Below are 16,129 nucleotides of genomic sequence, written 5' to 3' on the forward strand. Positions count from 1 at the left end.
CTGGGTTTGGCCAGAGGCGGTGACGCCAGCGTCACGTTCGCTCTGCGAATCCGCAGAGCTCCGCGGCGAACTCGCGGACTGGCGCCGCGCGCGCGCTGGGCGCAGCCTTCGGGGCATGACCGAGCGCCTGCACCACATGGCTTTCCGCTGCCGCTGCTCCGAGGAGACGCGGGTGTTCTACGAGGACGTGATCGGGCTGCCGCTGGCGGCGGCCCTGCCGATCGAGGTGTCGGCCACCGGGCGGGCGGTGCATGTGATGCACACGTTCTTCGCGCTGAAGGACGGCAGCTTCGTCGCCTTCTTCGAGGTCCCGGACAGCCCGTTCGAGTTCAAGGACCAGCACGACTTCGACCTGCACATAGCGCTGGAGGCCGAACCGGAAGAGGTGGAGCGCGCGGTGGCGGCGGCGAAGGCGCGCGGCGTCGAGGTGCGCGGGCCGTCGGACCACGGCTTCATCAAGTCGACCTACTTCCGCGACCCGAACGGCTATGTGGTCGAGCTGGCGCTCAGAACCCACATCCACGAGGCCTTCGACGCCGAGGCGCCGAAGGCGGCCCGCGCAATCCTGGACGCCTGGCGCACGAAGAACAGGGCGCCGCAGCCTGCCTGAGGCGGACGCCCCGTTCGGCTGCGGTCAGTCGGTCTTGGCGCTCACGCGGACCGCCGACTGGGCGAGATGGCGGCTGCCGTAGATCACGGCCAGTTGTTGCTTGGCGCCCGACCAGGCCTCGCTGCGGCACGCCCGGAAGCGCTTCATCTTCGCCAGCTCGGACGGCAATGGCCGGGTCGGGCACACGTCATCGATGGCGAGGCCGATGCGCCGCTCCAGCATCCCCCGCCCGCCCGACTTTGCCAGATCCAGGTCGGCGTAGCTGACGCTGACCGAGACCGAATCGCGGGTCTGCGCCTGGGTGGCGCCGGTCAGGCCCAGCAGGGCGGCGGCGGCAACTGCGATGTGCGTCTTCATGGTATCTTCTCCCGGTGATGGTGGTCGGCGGGGATCTCCACGTCGATGACCCGATCCAACCGCCGCCGCTGTTCCGGCGCCGGACCTTTTCCCGACCGACTCCCGATTTCGCTCTGAGGAAAATCCGACTTTTGGCCCGATGAGGACGGAGGACGAACCAGCGGTGAGGGTGGACCTTGCGCACGAGGCCGACTTCGCGCTGGGCGAGATGCACGTCTCGCCGTCGGCCGGCCGGGTGCGGCTTGCCGGACTGGACGAGCGACTGGAACCGCGGGTCATGCAGGTGCTGGTCGTGCTGGCCCGGGCGGGCGGCGCGACGGTCACCCGCGACGAGCTCATCGAGGCCTGCTGGGACGGCCGCATCGTCAGCGACGATGCGATCGCCCGGATCATCGCCAAGGTGCGCAGCCTGACGCGCGACCTCGATCCGGCGCCGTTCGTCCTGGAGACCCTCCCCAAGATCGGCTTCCGGCTGGTGGGCGGCCAGCCGCCGGTCGACGCGCAGGCCCCACCCTCCCCCACGCCGACCTTACGGCCCGGGAGAACGCAGGCGCGGGCGGCCCGGCCTCAATGGGCGCCCTACGTGCTGGCCGCGGCGATCCTCCTCCTGCTCGCGGTCGGGGCGATCGTCCTCTGGCGAAACCTGCCACTTCCGGGCCGGCCCGCGGGCCAGAACGGTCGCGTCGAGGTCATGGCCTTCGAGGTCCGCCAGCCCGACCCGGCGCTCACGCGGCTCGCCGCCTCGACCCCCGAGGCCGTCGTCCGCGCCCTGTCGAACAGCGGGGTCGAGACCGCTTCACGGCTGGGACGACCCGACGTCGGCGAGAGCGCCAGCAACGCCGAGTTCCGCATCACCGGATCCGTCGATCGCGAAGGGGACAAATACGCCACGAGCCTCCAGCTCCTCGACCGCCGCAGCGGCGTCGTGGTCTGGACCCAGCGCCTGGACCGGCCGGTTAAGGCCGCGGCCGGCTTCGAGGACGAGGTGGCGAATGGCGCGGCCGCCGCGCTGTCGTGCGCCTTCCAGGACCGCAAGGTGTTCAGGCGCCCGATGGAGCCGGCCACCTTCGGGCTCTACATCAACGCCTGCGCCTCCAACCACGACCGGATGCTCGCCTACGCGAACCGCCTGGTCCGCGCGGCCCCGGACGAGGGCGGGGCCCACGCCCTGCTCGCCATCGCCCAGGCCGGGGTGATCACCATGGACTCGCGGATGACCGCAGCCGACATCGAGGCCATCCGAGCCCGGTCGCGCGCCTCGGCCCGCCGGGCGCTGGAGCTCAATCCGCGCGCCGCGCGAGCGCACATCGCCCTGGCCAACGCCGAGCCGTCAGGCCGTTGGGCGCAGATCGAACGCCACCTGCTCAACGCCTCGGAGGTGGATCCCAGCCTCACGCCGGGACGGATCATGTACGTGAACGTCTTGCGGCAGGTCGGCCGGCTGCAGGAGGCGCTCGAGTTCGCCGAGCGCGCCAGGAGCCTCGGCGACCCGCGCATGCACTCGGTGCGCGTCCCTTTGACCTTCCTGCACGCCCAGTCCGGCGACATGGCGGGCGCCCGGGCGCGGCTCGACGAGGCCTGGCGCGACAACCCGCGGCTGGCCCGCGACCTCGATTTCGCCGTGACATTCTGGTGGGACGACCCGGCGACCGCCCGGCGCAACCTGGTTCGCCTGGGGTCCGGCGAGCTGAGTGGCCGCGACCTGGCCTGCTTCGACCGGCATCTGGCCGCCATCGCCCAGCGGCGCGTCGTGCGCGGCCTGGGGGCCGACTGCACGACGGTCAATTCGGATTGGCGGGTCCGCATGCTGGCCCGGCAGGGCGACGTCGACGGGGCCTACGCCGAGGCGGCCAACCCGACGGTGGTCAACCAGCGCTCGACCATCTTCCTCTTCTATCCCGAGATGAGGGCGTTCCGGGCGGACCCGCGCTTCATGCCCTTCGCCGCGCGCCTGGGCCTGGTCGACTACTGGCGCAATACCGGCCATTGGCCCGACTTCTGCTCGGAACCGGACCTGCCCTACGACTGCAAGGCGGTGGCGCGAACTCTGGCCGCCCGCTCCGACTGACCCGACGTCACGGCGGTTCCGCGCTAGGCTCGCCGCAAAGAGCATGAGGGAGCAGCGCCATGAAGGATTTCGCCGGGAAGTTCGCCGTCGTGACGGGCGGGGGCACGGGCATGGGCCGCGAGCTCGCCCGACAGCTGATCGCCGAGGGCTGCAGCGTGGCCATGTGCGACGTGTCGGACCGGGCGATGCAGGAGACGATTGCGCTAGCCCAAGCCGACGGGATCCCGCAGGGCGCGAAGATCACGGCCCACATCGCCGACGTCTCGGACGAGGCGGCGCTGGTGCGCTTCCGCGACGAGGCGGCAAAGCTGCACGACACCGAGAAGCTGCATTTGCTGTTCAACAACGCCGGGATCGGCGGCGGCGGGTCGATGGTGACCGACGACCGCGCCGAATGGGAGCGGACGTTCAACGTCTGCTGGGGCGGCGTCTACTACGGCGTGCGCACCTTCCTGCCGATGATGCTGAAGGCGGACGAGGCGCACATCGTCAACACCAGCTCGGTGAACGGCTTCTGGGCCAGCCTGGGCCCCGGCGTCTCGCACACGGCCTATGCGGCGGCGAAGTTCGCGGTGAAGGGTTTCACCGAGGCGCTGATCACTGACCTGCGGCTCAATGCGCCGCACATCAAGTGCTCGGTGGTGATGCCGGGGCACATCGGGACGATGATCGCGGGCAACTCGCGCAAGGTGATCCGCGGCACCGAGGACGACACGCTGTCACCTGAGGAACTGGCGCGGGCGCGGGCGCGGATGGCGCGCATGGGAGTGGACGCCGACCAGGTTACCGACGCGGCGATCCAGGCGATGGTGACCGAGCAGGCGCGGCGGTTCCTGGAGAACGCGCCGACCACCGCCGCCGAGGCCTCGAAGATCATCCTGGACGGGGTGAAGGCCGAGCGGTGGCGGATCCTGGTGGGCGACGACGCGCACCGCATGGACGCGCTGGTCCGCGCCGATCCGGAGCAGGCCTACGAGGCGTCGTTCTTCGAGAAGCTGGCCAAGGAAGTGGGCTGGCAGCTCAACGGCATCGCCTCGAACCAGCCGGACTAGGGCGCATTCCCTCCCCCTATTGGGGAGGGTGGCGAGCGAGGCGAGACGGGTGGGGAAGCGTCGATCCTCACCGGACCTGGCCCACGCTTCCCCACCCTGCTCGCCTGCGGCGAGCTGTCCCTCCCCATTAAGGGAGGGAGGCGGCACACGGCATTTTAGGACTTATCGGGTCTGATCCCCGGCGACTCAAAACCGGGGATCAGCCATGCCCGACCTTTATCGCCGCCGCCTGATCTGGGCGCTCGCCGCGGGCGCCGTGGTCGCGCCGGCCTATGCGCTGGCCGAGGGCGGAGCCGAGCACGCGCCGGCGCCGAAGCCGCGCCCGAAGGCCAAGGCCCCGGCGAAGGCCGCCGCGCCCGCCGCCGACCCGCATGCGGCCGCGGCCCATGCCGCCACGCCGTCGGTTCCGCCCGAGGAGGCGCTGGGGCGGCTGATGGGCGGCAACGCCCGCTATGCCGGCGGCCTGGCCTCACACCCGCACGTCAACGCCGCGCGCCGCGTGGAAGTGGCCGCCGGCCAGGCCCCGTTCGCGGTGATCCTGGCCTGCGCCGACAGCCGCGTGGCGCCCGAGCTGATCTTCGACCAGGGGCTGGGCGACCTGTTCGTGGTGCGGGTGGCCGGCAATGTGGTGGACGACGCCACCCTGGCCTCGATCGAATATGCGGTGATCCACCTGGGCGCGAGCCTGATCATGGCCCTGGGCCATGAGCGCTGCGGGGCGGTGAAGGCGACGGCGGACGCCCTGGCGGGCCGGGGCTCGCCCGACGACGCCGACACCAAGATCGGCGCGCTGGCGGCCCTGATCGCGCCGGCCGTGCGCGCAATCCCCGCGAGCTCCCCAGACCCGCTCGACGCGGCGGTGTCGCTGAACGCCGCCCACGCCGCGGCCGAAATCTTCGCCGGTTCGCGCCCCTTGCGCACCCGCGTGCTGGCCGGGAAGCTGAAGATCGTCGCGGCCCGCTACGACCTCGACGACGGGCGAGTGACGCCTACGCGGACCCAGCCGGTCTAGGCCCTTCGCGGGAACCGCATCGCTCCGCAGGGGTTTGGCCCGGACCGCCTCGAGCGGGGTGGGCGAACCTGAAGAGGAGCCGCCCATGCGCGCCCGTTTCACCCTAGCCTGCGCCGCCCTGGCGCTCGGCGGAGCCGCTGTCCTGGCCACCCCGGCCGCGGCGCAATACGCCTATGATCCCTACACCGGGACCTATGTGGCCGAGGTCGTGGTGCCCGGCCGCTACTACCGCAACTATCGTGGCGACCGTCCGGTGAGGCTGTCGCGCGTGGTCAGCTACCGCGACCTGAACCTGGCCACCTATGACGGCCAGCAGGTGCTGAAGATGCGGATCCGCGCGACCGCGCGCGACATCTGCCGCGAGCTCGGCGAAGGGCGCGGCAACGGCGGGCCGCTGATGCGCTCGTGCGAGGACGACGCCGTCCGCAGCGCCCGGGGCCAAATGCGCTTCGCGATCGCCCGCGCCCAGGCGCGCACCTATTACGCGAGCCTGTACTAGCGAATGTGGTGAAGGAAAGGGCCCTCTCCCGAGCCTCCCGACGGGAGAGGGCCGAACCTTGGGCGCCCGGCCTTAGGCCGTGGCCAGCAGCCGCCGCCGCGTGCGCAGCGTCGCGCCGGCCGCACCGAAGCCCATGATCATCAGGGCCCAGGTGGCGGGTTCGGGGATCGCCGCGATGTCCTGGACACCGCCGACGCGGACTTGGCGAATGTCGCCCAGCGTGCCGTTCACGGCGAGGCTGAAGTAGTCGATCAGCTGGCTGTCGATGGCGCGGGCGCTGAAGTAGCCGCTCTTCGGGATCGCGAAGGTCTCCTGGAAGACCTCCCCGGCGGTGTCGACGACCGTCAGCGTGAGCTCGGTCGCCGTACCGCCGAACACGCGGAACTCCAGCTCGGTGAAGGCAAGCGCGGGATCCGAGAAGTCGAAGCCCAGCAGCTGATCGGCCAGGCCGTTGAAGGTGAAGGTGGTGTCGAGGACGATGTCCGTCGGCCGGACCCGCGCCTGACCGCCGAAGGCGGTGAGTGTCTCGCCGCCCGTCAGGGTGACGAGCGTGGCGGTCTGGTTCGTGGCGCCTTCGATGTCGAAGTCCGGCGCCGGGTCGTTGTTGAAGAGGATGTTCTCGTCGGGCTGCAGGACGCCAGGCCCCACATCCAGGATCACTGTGGCCGCGGCCGGAAACGCCGCCGCAGCCGAGAGGACAGCAGCGGTTGCCGCCAGTCCGTACGCTAACTTGGTCATGAGAGACTCCCCAGGGCACAATGCCTGACAGAGCCGACAACCCAGGGTCGGACGGGGATGTTCCCACGCCGAACGCGTTTTGTTTCGCAGTTGCGAGATTGCATCGGTAGGGGCGGCGGGGCGCCCACGGCGTGGGCGTAGGGCCGGCGCCGCAACCCGAAAGGCGTCCCGACGATTACCCCTTGCGAGGGACCGCTCGCGAGGCCGCAGATGCCATCAGACCCCGCCGAGAGGCGTCCATTCGACGGGTTCAGCACCTATGCCGACGACAGCCCGCGGGAGGTTGCGACGATCGACGCACCCGAGGGGCCGCTGATGGCCGGCTGGGCCGAGACGCCGCCCTGGCGGCAGATGGGCGCTGAAGACGAACCACCTCGCTCCTGGCCGAAGATCGCCGCAGTGGCCGGCGCCGCGATGGGTGTCGCGGCGGCGGTGGCGGTGGGCTGGAGCGCGGTGCGCAGGCCCGACGCTGCGCCGGTCGCCGCGCCTACGCCAGCCAGAGCTTCGGCGCCACTGCAGGTTGTAATCACCGATCCTCCCCCGCCCCCGCCCGTGCCCCGGTCGGCTGAGCGGCTGGACGTGTTGCCGAAGCCGGCGGCGACGCCGCCGCCGCAGGTCCGGCTGGCCCGCGCCATGATCCCGGTTCTGCCAGAGCCCGGCGTGGTCGTGAGGGAACAGCCGGACGATCCCCTGCCCGCGCCCAGCCCCCTGCCCCCGCCCAGCGTCGGCGAGGCCGCCCAGGTTGCGACCGCGGTGGTCACGCCGGCCCCGCGGCGGTTCAACGATTGCGCCGACGCGCCGACCCGGGCCATGGCGCTGGTCTGCCGCGACATGCGCCTGGCCGAGGCCGACCGGCGGATGAAGCGGGCCTACCGGGCGGCGCTGGCGGCGGGCGTCCCCGCTGACGAACTGGCGCGCGACCAGGCCGACTGGCTGGACGTGCGCGAGGAGGCCGCCCAGGTGTCGCGGCGGGCGGTGGCCGACATCTACCACCAGCGTATCCGCGAACTGCGGGCGATGGCCGACGACGGGCGGGACTAGCTGAGCCGCCTGTTCTTAAGAGGGTGGGGCCGTGTCCCGTCGGAAACGCGGGCCGGGAGCTGCTCCGGCCCCTGGGGATGAGGGACACGGCCCCTTCGCCCGACCGTCTCCCCGCGGGAGGGTGTCCGCAGGGACGCACGGACGGCCGGGCGATCTACGGGCCGCTAGACGGGAAGTGCGGCCCGGAGGCTGCGGCGGCGCAGCAGGCCGCCGACAAATGCAAAGCCGCCGATCATCAGCGCCCAGGCGGCGGGCTCGGGCACGGTGGCGGTCATGGTGGCGTTGTTGGGCGCGAAGTCGCTGATCACGTCGTTGCCGCTGGGGGGCGGAGCAAGGCGCGGCCAGATGTTCCAGCCGTACTCGGTGGGGGCGAAACCGGTCGACGGCAGGAGCGCCAGCGGCACGCTGATCGTGAACACGTTGTCGAAGACGTTGGCGGTGAGCAGGTTGGCGCCCAGGAACGACGCGCCCGTCTTCGTCACCACCACCACCTGATTGAAGATCACGTTCGGGTTGCCGATGTTCGCGAAGGGCTGGATGACGCCGGTGCCGGTGTTGACCCCGATCGCGTAGAGGCCCGGATTCGACGGATCGATGTCGCCGGCCATGGTCGCGCGGATGTTGAACACGCTGTCGGCCGCGTTGAAGGTCACCAGGAATTCCGTGACGTCGAGGTCGGCGTCCTGCGGTCCGACATAGGTCGGCAGGAAGTCGCCCACCGGGTCGGTGACCGCATGCGCGGGGGCGGCGACAGCCAGGGCCATGAAAGCGGCGCCGGCGAGCAGGACTCTACGCATCGGAAGGGCTCCTTGGGACGGTTGCTTAAGAGGCCGACCACATCGGTGGCTTGCGTTGATGCCGGGGCCCCGGCGAACGGTTCACGAGGTCGGCGATCGCGATCGGTTTTGAACCGAACGCCCCGGAAGGGGCATAAATGCCAGGAGCTGAAGGAGGCCGATGCTCGTAAGAGGCAACCATGCGAGCCGGCGGGGCAGCGGAGCGGTGGAGCCGCTTGCGCTCGATGAGGCGCGCCTGATCGGCCGCATCGCCGCGACGAAGGACCTGCGGGCCTTCGAACAGCTCTACCGGATCTACCACCCGCGGCTGACGCGGTTCCTGTCCAACATCCTGCGGCGGCCACAGCTGGTGGAGGAAGCCTTGAACGACGCCCTGATGGTCGTGTGGCGCAGGCCCGAGAGCTACAACGGGACCAGCAAGGTCTCGACGTGGATCTTCGCCATCGCCTACCGCGTGGCGCTGAAGGCGCGCTCGCGCATGGACGAGCCGGTGGACGACCCGATGGCCGAGGCGCGGCCCAGCCTGGAGGCCGGCCCGGAGCAGGAGTTCAGCCGCCGCCAGACGCAGGAGATGCTGGCCACGGCGATGGGACAGCTGTCGGCCGAGCACAGGGCGGTTGTGGACCTGACCTATTTCCACGAGGCGGGCTATCGCGAGATCGCCGAGATCCTCGACTGCCCGGTGGGCACGGTGAAGACGCGCATGCACCACGCGCGGCGTCACCTGAAGGGGATGTTGGCCGGCAGGCTGGGGGCGGATAGCTGGTGAGATGAACGGACAAGACGAGAGGACCCACGACGAGGCCTCGGAACTGCTGCCCTGGTTCGTGACCGGACAGCTGGACGCCGACGAGCAGGCGCAGGTGGCCGCCCACGTGGCCGGCTGCGCCGAATGCCAGGCCGAGGTCGCGTTCCAGACGCAGCTGGAGGCCGAGGTGGCGCGGCTGCCGCTGGACGTCGAGCGCGGCTGGGCCCGCATGCGCGGCCGGATCGAGGCCAACGACGACGCTGTGCGGGCGCCGGCCAGACGGGCGCTGCGCGGCGGCTGGATCGGCTGGGGCGTGGCGGCGACCTTCGCGGTGGTGGCCGGCGTCTCCTGGCTGCCACAAGGCCAAGGTCCGCAGTACAGTGCCCTGGGCGACGGCAAGGCTGGTGAGGGCGGCAACGTGGTGGTGGTCTTCCATCCCGAGACGACCGAGCGGCAGATGCGCGAGACGCTGAAGGCCGGCGAGGCGCGGCTGGTCGACGGACCGACGGCGGCGGGCGGCTATGTGCTGGCCGTTCCGGCGGCGAAGCGGACGGCGGCGCTGGCGACCTTGCGGGCGCGGGCCAACGTGGTGCTGGCCGAGCCGATCGACAGCGGGACCGCGGGCCGATGACCTGGCTCAGCCGCCTCCTCGTCGCCTGCGCGGCGCTGTGGCTGGCGGCGGCGGGCGCGGCGTGGGCTGAGCCGGCGGCGACGGTCGCGGACGACGCCGAGCGGCAGGTCCTGGTGCTGCTGCGGTTGCCGGCCGAGCACTTCCGGGCGGGCCAGGCCTATGGCGGCGGCTACGGCGACGGCGCGGCCCAGGCGGCGCGCCAGCGGATCGCGACCCGCCTCGCCCGCGCGCACGGGCTTTCGATGGTCACCGACTGGCCGATGCCCCTGGTCGGCGTGGACTGCTTCGTGATGCAGGTTCCGGCCGGGCGGACCGCGGCGGCGGCGGCCGAGGAGCTGGCCAGGGACCGCGCCGTGGCCTGGGCCGAGCCGATGCAGGTCTACCGGGCGCTGGCGGCGCCCCGCGCAGCAGCCGGCCCGCCGAACGATCCCCTCTTCCGCCTGCAGCCGGCGGCCAGCGCCTGGCGGCTGGCCGAGCTGCGCGGCGTGGCCACCGGGCGCCATGTGCGCGTGGCGGTGATCGACAGCGCCGTGGACGCCACCCACCCCGACCTCGCCGGCCAGATCGCGGCCCGGCAGGACTTCGTGGCCGGCCGCCCCGCCACGGCCGAGCGGCACGGCACCGCCGTCGCCGGCGTGATCGCCGCGATCGCCGACAACCAGCTGGGCATGGCGGGCGTCGCCCCGGGCGCGCGGCTGATGGCGATCCGGGCCTGCTGGCAGCGCAACGCGGACGACACGGTGTGCGACACCCTGAGCCTCGCCAAGGCGCTGCACTCCGCCGTCGAGGGCGGCGCGCAGGTGATCAACCTCTCGCTCGGCGGACCGCCGAACATCCTGCTGGGCCGGCTGATCGACGCGGCCACGGCGCGCGGCGTGGTGGTCGTCGGTGCGGTAGACCCGGATCTGGCCGGCGGCGGCTTTCCGGCCTCGCACCGCGGCGTGGTGGCCGTGACCTCCGAGGGCGGGCCGCCCGGGACCTACGCCGCCCCGGGCCGCGACGTGCCCACCACCCAGCCGGGCGGGACCTTCGGCCTGGTGAGCGGCAGTTCGTACGCCGCGGCGCACGTGAGCGGCCTCTACGCCCTGATGCGCGAACGGAGCCGGCGGGGCGCCCCGCCGCGGCTGGTGAGCGCCCGGGGCGGCGCCATCGACGCCTGCGCCACCCTGCGCGCGTGCACACCGCCGAGGCCGCTGGCGGCGCGAACCGCCAGGTGAACACGCCCTCGGCCAGCGGTGTGGCGCTCGCCCTGGCCATCGCGGCCCTCCCCGCCACGACCCGGGCCCAGGTGAGCGGCGGCGTCACCCTGGCCAGCGACTACCGCGTCCGCGGCGTCTCGCTGACCGACGGCCGCGGGGTGGCGGTGGCCAGCCTCGCCTACGATCACGAGAGCGGCGTCTACGCCGGCGGCAGCATCGTGGCGCACGACCCGGCCGAGCGCGACGTGCGGCTGCTGGGCTGGCAGGGCTATGCCGGGGTCTCGGGGCGGCTGCGCACCGGATCCTCCTGGGACGTGGGCGTGACCCGGGTGGACATGGAGCCCTACTTCGACCGGCGCTATTCGCTGGAATACACCCAGGTCCACGTGGGCCTGGCGCACGGCGACGTCTCGGGCCGGCTGTCCGTGGCGTCCGGTTATCCGCGCAAAGGCGTCGAGACCGCGTATGCCGAGCTGAACGCGGCGCTGCGCCCGGCCGACGGCTGGCGGCTCATCGGCCACGTGGGCCTGCAGTCGCGGCTAACCGAGCGCCGGGGCGACGACGACGAGCGGCTGGACGTCACGGTGGGGGTGGCGCGATCGTTCGGCAAACGTGCGGAGGCGCTGCTGAGCTGGACCGTCCTCACGCCCCGCCCCGAGCCGCGCGTCACCTGGACCCGCCCCGGTCTGACGGCGGCGCTGACGGTGTATTTCTAGCGGGCCAGCGCCTTCGCCTCGGCCTCACGCGCCAGGTCGCGGGCGTGCTTGAGGAGGGGCGCCGGCGCGCCCTGGACGGAGGCGGGCTTCGACCAGGGGTCCATCGCCAGGCAGTGGCCGCTGAGGTTGCCACACTGGCGCACCTCGCCGGTCTTGGTGTCGACGACCACAATGACCTGCTCATCGTCCTCGAGGGTCGCGGCGGCCGGGTCCGACCCCGCGGCGGGCCGCGCGAGCTGGGGCCACATCTCGCCAGGGGTGTAGATGCCGACGGCGGCATACCGCCCGCGATAGGTGTTCCCGGCCTCGACCGGTCCCCCGGGCTTCTGGCACGCCGCCAGCGACACCGCCGCAAAGACCAGGAACCACCAAGTCTTCATTCGAGCTGCTCCTATCACGGATCCGTGATCAGGACGCGCTCGCTCTGTGACCAGGCCGGGGCGGCGATGTGCAGAATGTGTCGAGCGTCCCTCCCCTTCCCCTGAACATCATGGCCGGCGTGTCGCGCGCCAGGGGCACGCCGCAGACCTCGAGCCAGCAATGGATGGGGTATCGTCGAGCGGCCCGGTCCAGGCGGCGGCGACCTCTTGGGCCGGCGGGTCGCGGCGAAGGAAGCCAAAGAGGCGACCGAGGCTGATGGCCGAGGCCCTAAGCGCTCATCGCCTTTTCGAGGGCCAGCGCCAGCGACACGCAGGCGGCGCCGGTGACCGCCGTCGACAGCATGGGGTAGCGCGAGGGCGTGTCCGGCGTCTGGTGGTCGAACAGCCACTGGACGAGAAAGGCCATGAGGAAGCCGCCGAGGATCCAGCTGTCGGGCGCGGCGCCGCGGGCCAGCAGGATCACCCAGGCCGCCACCGCGCAGAGGGCGGAGAAGGCCTGGCGCATCCAGCGCGGCCGAGGCTCACGCGTCTCGAGCCCCCAGCGCACGCCGCCCAGGAACGAGAGCACCGAGGCCGACCAGGCCAGCAGGCTGGTGAGCGCGGGGCGCGAGAGGTGTTCGGGCCCGTAGCTGAAGATGAGCGCGGCCACCGGGAACGGCGACAGGGCAAGAAGGGCGATGGCCCAAAGCGCTACGGGAGGGGACTCCGCCCTGGAGGCGGGCCGCACGTCATCCATGAGCAATCAGTCTCTCCGGAATGCCGCCGAGGCCGCCCAACCGGCCGCCAGCGCGAACGCCATGGCTGCCAGACCGTAGGACCATGGCCTTTTATGCGCCCACACGTAAAGAGCCCGTTCGACGCCGACCTTCTCGACCGTCAGGGTACGGGCCTTGCGCGAAATCGGACGCCCGTCCTGGAAGAGCAGGATGTCGGCGCGGTAGACGCCGGTCGGCGCGCCGGTGGGGAGCGCGATCTCGGCGCGGAAGAGGCCGCGGTCGACGAACCTGACCCCGCGCCCGTCCTCGTGGTAGAGGCCGGCCTTCTCCTTCAGCCGGACGACCGCGCGGCGCCAGTCGTAATAGTCGGGGCCCAGGCGGCTGACCACGACGTCGCGGACGCCGTAGCGGGTCTCGATGCGCTGTTCCTCGGGCGCGTTGATGGTGAGGTGGTCGACGCCCGCGCCCAGGCGGCGCAGCACGCCGAAGTTGGCAATGTCCTCCAGCGGGCGGTTCGAGGCGGCGCGGTAGAAACCGGGAGCGCCGCGGAACACCACCGGGCGGCTGTTGAGCCAGAGGCCGGCGAACCGCTGCTTGCGGGTCAGGCGCACCGGCTGCTCGGGCCCGCGGACCAGCACCACCACGTCGGACGGGCGGGCCGAGGCGTCGAACACTGCGCCGTAGAGCACGATACGGGCGCCGCGGAAGGTGGACTTCACCTGCACCGTCGTGTCGGTCAGCGCCGCCGAGATGGCCGGCGCGGCGACGGCGGCCGGCGGCGGGGGCAGCGGAGGGCTGGGCATGTCGGCCATCACCCCATCCCCGACAGCAGCACGAAGGGCTCGTCCGGCGCCAGGAACAGGCCGAGGCCCATGCGCAGGCCGACGATCAGCACGATGATGGCCAGGATCGCCCGCAGCTCCTCGGCCCGAAAGCGGGAGGACATCCGCGCCCCGTACTGGGCGCCGACGATGCCGCCCACGATCAGGAGCGACGCCAGCACGATGTCGACCGTCTGGTTGCGGCCGGCTTGCAGCACGCCGGTGAGCGACGAGGTGATGATGATCTGCAGCAGGCTGGTGCCCACCACCATGCCCGCCGGCATGCGCAGGACGTAGACCATGGCCGGCACGAGGACGAAGCCGCCGCCCACCCCCATGATCGCCGACAGCACGCCCACGAAGGCGCCCAGCGCCAGCGGCGGGATCACGCTGATGTAGAGCCGCGAGCGCGGGAACCGCATCTTGAGCGGCAGGCCGTAGAGCCAGACCGGGCGGCGGTCGCGGCGTGGCGGCGTCGGCTCGCCGCGACGGTGGCGCCGGATGGCGTCGAGGCTCTCCTTCAGCATCAGGCCGCCGATCACGCCCAGGAACAGCAGGTACGAGATCGAGACGACGAGGTCGGCCTGTCCCAGCAGCCGCAGCCACCGGAAGAGCTCGACGCCCGCGAAGGCGCCCACGATCCCGCCGGCGGCCAGCACCGCGCCCATCCGCAGGTCGACCGCGCCCCGGCGGCTGTAGGCGATGACGCTGGACATCGACGAGGCGGCGACGTGGTTGGCCATCGACGAGACGGCCACCGGCGCCGGGATGCCGAGAAACACCAGCATCGGGGTCATGAGGAACCCGCCGCCGATACCGAACATGCCCGAGATGAAGCCCACCAGGGCGCCCAGCGCCACGATGAGCGGGGCGTTCACCGCGACTTCGGCGATGGGCAGGTAGATGTCCACGCTCCGCGCCTAGAGCGGCAGGGCGCTGCGGTCCAGTTTCAATCCGCTCATCCCGGCGAATGCCGGGACCCAGATCGCAGGACGCTGTAGCTGACAGGATCGGCTCAGCGCCTCTGGAACCCGCATCTGAGCTTCTCCAACTGGGTCCCGGCATTCGCCGGGATGAGCGGAGGATATCAACGCTGCGCCGTCTGCGCGGGGGCCTTGAGGTCGGAAAGCGCGCGGCGGGCCTCGGCGTCGCCGCGGGCGGCGGCCAGGCGGAACCAGTAGCGCGCCTGGGAGGTGTCCTGCGCCACGCCGTTGCCCGACTGGTAGAGGAGGCCGAGGTTGTACTGGCTTTCGACCACGCCGGCGGCGGCGGCCTTGCGGAACCACTGCGCGGCGCCGGCGAGGTCCTGCGCCCCGCCCTCGCCGCGGAACAGGTAGACGCCGAGGTTGTGCATGGCCTTCACGTCGCCCTGGTCGGCCGCCAGCGCGGTCAGGCGGCGCGCCTCGATGGGGTTCTTGGGCAGGCCGGCCTCGCCCCCGTCGTAGAGCTGGGCGAGGTAGAGCTGGGCCTGGGCGTGGTGGGCGTCGGCCAGCGCCTTCAGCTTGCCGACCGCGCCCGGCAGACCGGCCTCCACTTCGGCGCGGACCTCGGCGAAGACCGGGCTGGACGGCGTGGCGGTGGTGGCGTCGCTGAGGAAGCTGGCCGGGCCCAGGGCCATGGCGGCGCGCGGCGCAGCCGGCAGTGGCGGCCCCTCAGCCTGTAGCGCCTCGGGCGCGGGGTCCGGCGCCTGGACGATGGTGAGGCCGGCGGCGCCGACGCTCAGGAAGGCCGCGCCGCCGGCCACCATCAGGGCGGTCTGCAGGGCCGAGTTCGGAGCGCGGCGGGGCTTCATCGCAAAGCCCTGGAACAGGCGGCCGGACGCGGCCCTGGTTCCCAGCTGGGCGCGGACCTCGGCGGCGCGGGCGCGGGCGACGGAGGGGCCGATCTGCTCGGCCTCGCGGGCCGCGTCCTGGGCCGCGCGGGCGGCGGCGCGGGCGCGCTCGATGACCTCGCGCGTGGAGAGCTGCGGGCCGGCCGGCGCGGGGTCGGCCTCGAACAGGTCGTCGTCCTCGGCCAGCGGCGCGAAGGTGTCGGGAACCTCGGGCTCGGGCACGTCGAGGTCCAGGCGCCGCCACGGCGGGTCGACCACCTCGGCGTCGAGGTCGTCCCGGACGGCCTCGGCGCGGGAGAACAGCTCGGGTCCGAAGGCGGCGGCGGCCGGCTCGATCTCCTCGGGCTCGGGCTCGGGCGGCGGGCCGAGCGCGGCGATGATGTCGGCCAGGGTCTGTTGCTCGGGCTCGGGCGCGACGGCCAGGGCGGGGCGCGCCGCGGCGAACTCCGGTTCCGGCTCCGGCGGCGGGCCAAGCTCGGGGGCGGTCGGACGGCCCGCGAGGCTGTCGCTGACGCGGGCGAACTCGGCGGTCAGCCGTTCGAAGCTCTCGGCCTGGGTCTGCTCGGCGCGGGCCAGGCGCAGCTCGACGGCGCCGGCGATGCGGGCGACCTCGGTCCCCACCTGGTCGATGGCGTCGGCGCTCTTTTGGTCGACGTCGGTGAGCTTCCTGCCCACGGCCTCGGCCATGGCCAGCACCTGACGGCCGATGTCCTCCACGGCCTGGGCGGCGCGTCGCTCGGCGATCTGGACCTGGTCGGTGAGCGCAGCGAAACGGGCCTCGAAGGCGCCGCCGGCCGGCGCGGCCAGGGCGTCGGCCACTTCGGCGCGGACCGCCTCGACACGCAGCGTGAGGGTCTGGGCGAGCGCCTCGAACCGCTGTTCGGCCACCTCGCCCGCACCGCGCTCCACGGCG

18 protein-coding genes are annotated in these 16,129 nt (G+C 72.4%); 10 read left to right on the plus strand and 8 right to left on the minus strand.

The genetic code is table 11. The annotated features are described in order from the left end of the window. Positions 1-115: 115 nt before the first annotated feature. Complete coding sequence (locus VGD44_RS21110; protein ID WP_331090355.1) at positions 116-610, plus strand: VOC family protein; 495 nt, start codon at positions 116-118, stop codon at positions 608-610. Between the two features lie 24 nt (positions 611-634). Here VGD44_RS21110 and VGD44_RS21115 read toward each other — a convergent pair whose 3' ends face one another. After that, a complete protein-coding gene (locus VGD44_RS21115; RefSeq protein WP_331090356.1) occupies positions 635-967 on the minus strand; it encodes a UrcA family protein in 333 nt (110 codons plus the stop codon). Between the two features lie 163 nt (positions 968-1,130). On the opposite strand from VGD44_RS21115, the gene VGD44_RS21120 reads away from it, so the two are divergent. The 4 genes from VGD44_RS21120 to VGD44_RS21135 all read left to right on the plus strand — a co-directional run bounded on the left by VGD44_RS21120 (position 1,131) and on the right by VGD44_RS21135 (position 5,598). Further along, on the plus strand, positions 1,131-3,035 hold the full coding sequence (locus VGD44_RS21120; RefSeq protein WP_331090357.1) for a winged helix-turn-helix domain-containing protein: 1,905 nt from the start codon (positions 1,131-1,133) through the stop codon (positions 3,033-3,035). 59 nt (positions 3,036-3,094) lie between these two features. Beyond that, complete coding sequence (locus VGD44_RS21125; protein WP_331090358.1) at positions 3,095-4,087, plus strand: SDR family NAD(P)-dependent oxidoreductase; 993 nt, start codon at positions 3,095-3,097, stop codon at positions 4,085-4,087. Positions 4,088-4,292: 205 nt separating this feature from the next. After that, positions 4,293-5,099 carry a carbonic anhydrase gene (locus tag VGD44_RS21130; RefSeq protein ID WP_331090359.1) on the plus strand — a complete coding sequence of 269 codons (807 nt, stop codon included), beginning with the start codon at positions 4,293-4,295 and terminating at the stop codon, positions 5,097-5,099. A gap of 85 nt (positions 5,100-5,184) precedes the next feature. Further along, on the plus strand, positions 5,185-5,598 hold the full coding sequence (locus VGD44_RS21135) for a UrcA family protein (RefSeq protein WP_331090360.1): 414 nt from the start codon (positions 5,185-5,187) through the stop codon (positions 5,596-5,598). A gap of 72 nt (positions 5,599-5,670) precedes the next feature. Here the strand turns inward: VGD44_RS21135 and VGD44_RS21140 are convergent, their stop codons facing one another. Then, entirely contained in the window at positions 5,671-6,336 is a 666-nt protein-coding gene (locus VGD44_RS21140) for a PEPxxWA-CTERM sorting domain-containing protein (RefSeq protein WP_331090361.1), read from the minus strand. Positions 6,337-6,546: 210 nt separating this feature from the next. Here VGD44_RS21140 and VGD44_RS21145 point away from each other — a divergent pair, with 210 nt between their 5' ends. Continuing rightward, positions 6,547-7,377: a hypothetical protein gene (locus VGD44_RS21145; protein WP_331090362.1), complete on the plus strand. Its 831-nt coding sequence runs from the start codon at positions 6,547-6,549 to the stop codon at positions 7,375-7,377. Positions 7,378-7,541: 164 nt separating this feature from the next. On the opposite strand, the gene VGD44_RS21150 is transcribed toward VGD44_RS21145, so the two are convergent. After that, positions 7,542-8,174: a PEPxxWA-CTERM sorting domain-containing protein gene (locus VGD44_RS21150; protein WP_331090363.1), complete on the minus strand. Its 633-nt coding sequence runs from the start codon at positions 8,172-8,174 to the stop codon at positions 7,542-7,544. A gap of 160 nt (positions 8,175-8,334) precedes the next feature. Here VGD44_RS21150 and VGD44_RS21155 point away from each other — a divergent pair, with 160 nt between their 5' ends. Genes VGD44_RS21155 through VGD44_RS21170 form a run of 4 tightly spaced genes read left to right on the plus strand, consistent with a single transcriptional unit; the run spans position 8,335 to position 11,468 of the window. Next, positions 8,335-8,943: an RNA polymerase sigma factor gene (locus tag VGD44_RS21155; RefSeq protein WP_331090364.1), complete on the plus strand. Its 609-nt coding sequence runs from the start codon at positions 8,335-8,337 to the stop codon at positions 8,941-8,943. Between the two features lies 1 nt (position 8,944). Next, a complete protein-coding gene (locus VGD44_RS21160) occupies positions 8,945-9,553 on the plus strand; it encodes a zf-HC2 domain-containing protein (RefSeq protein WP_331090365.1) in 609 nt (202 codons plus the stop codon). Further along, positions 9,550-10,770, plus strand: a complete 1,221-nt coding sequence (locus VGD44_RS21165) for a S8 family peptidase (protein ID WP_331090366.1) — start codon at positions 9,550-9,552, stop codon at positions 10,768-10,770. Before VGD44_RS21160 ends, VGD44_RS21165 begins: the two co-directional genes overlap by 4 nt. Next, positions 10,767-11,468: a TorF family putative porin gene (locus VGD44_RS21170; protein ID WP_331090367.1), complete on the plus strand. Its 702-nt coding sequence runs from the start codon at positions 10,767-10,769 to the stop codon at positions 11,466-11,468. The genes VGD44_RS21165 and VGD44_RS21170 overlap by 4 nt, the downstream gene beginning before the upstream one ends. On the opposite strand, the gene VGD44_RS21175 is transcribed toward VGD44_RS21170, so the two are convergent. The 5 genes from VGD44_RS21175 to VGD44_RS21195 all read right to left on the minus strand — a co-directional run. Then, complete coding sequence (locus VGD44_RS21175; protein WP_331090368.1) at positions 11,465-11,848, minus strand: hypothetical protein; 384 nt, start codon at positions 11,846-11,848, stop codon at positions 11,465-11,467. The two genes, VGD44_RS21170 and VGD44_RS21175, sit on opposite strands and share 4 nt — an antisense overlap. Before the next feature lie 268 nt (positions 11,849-12,116). Beyond that, a complete protein-coding gene (locus tag VGD44_RS21180; RefSeq protein WP_331090372.1) occupies positions 12,117-12,584 on the minus strand; it encodes a DUF3429 domain-containing protein in 468 nt (155 codons plus the stop codon). A gap of 6 nt (positions 12,585-12,590) precedes the next feature. Further along, positions 12,591-13,376 (minus strand): TIGR02186 family protein, encoded by a 786-nt coding sequence (locus tag VGD44_RS21185; RefSeq protein ID WP_331090369.1) that lies wholly within the window; start codon positions 13,374-13,376, stop codon positions 12,591-12,593. Then, complete coding sequence (locus VGD44_RS21190; RefSeq protein WP_331090370.1) at positions 13,376-14,296, minus strand: sulfite exporter TauE/SafE family protein; 921 nt, start codon at positions 14,294-14,296, stop codon at positions 13,376-13,378. The genes VGD44_RS21185 and VGD44_RS21190 overlap by 1 nt, the downstream gene beginning before the upstream one ends. 176 nt (positions 14,297-14,472) lie before the next feature. Then, on the minus strand, positions 14,473-16,129 hold a 1,657-nt coding region (locus VGD44_RS21195; protein ID WP_331090371.1), incomplete at its 5' end, for a tetratricopeptide repeat protein.

Origin of the sequence: Phenylobacterium sp. (assembly GCF_036402295.1) — a bacterium.
GTDB lineage: Bacteria > Pseudomonadota > Alphaproteobacteria > Caulobacterales > Caulobacteraceae > Phenylobacterium.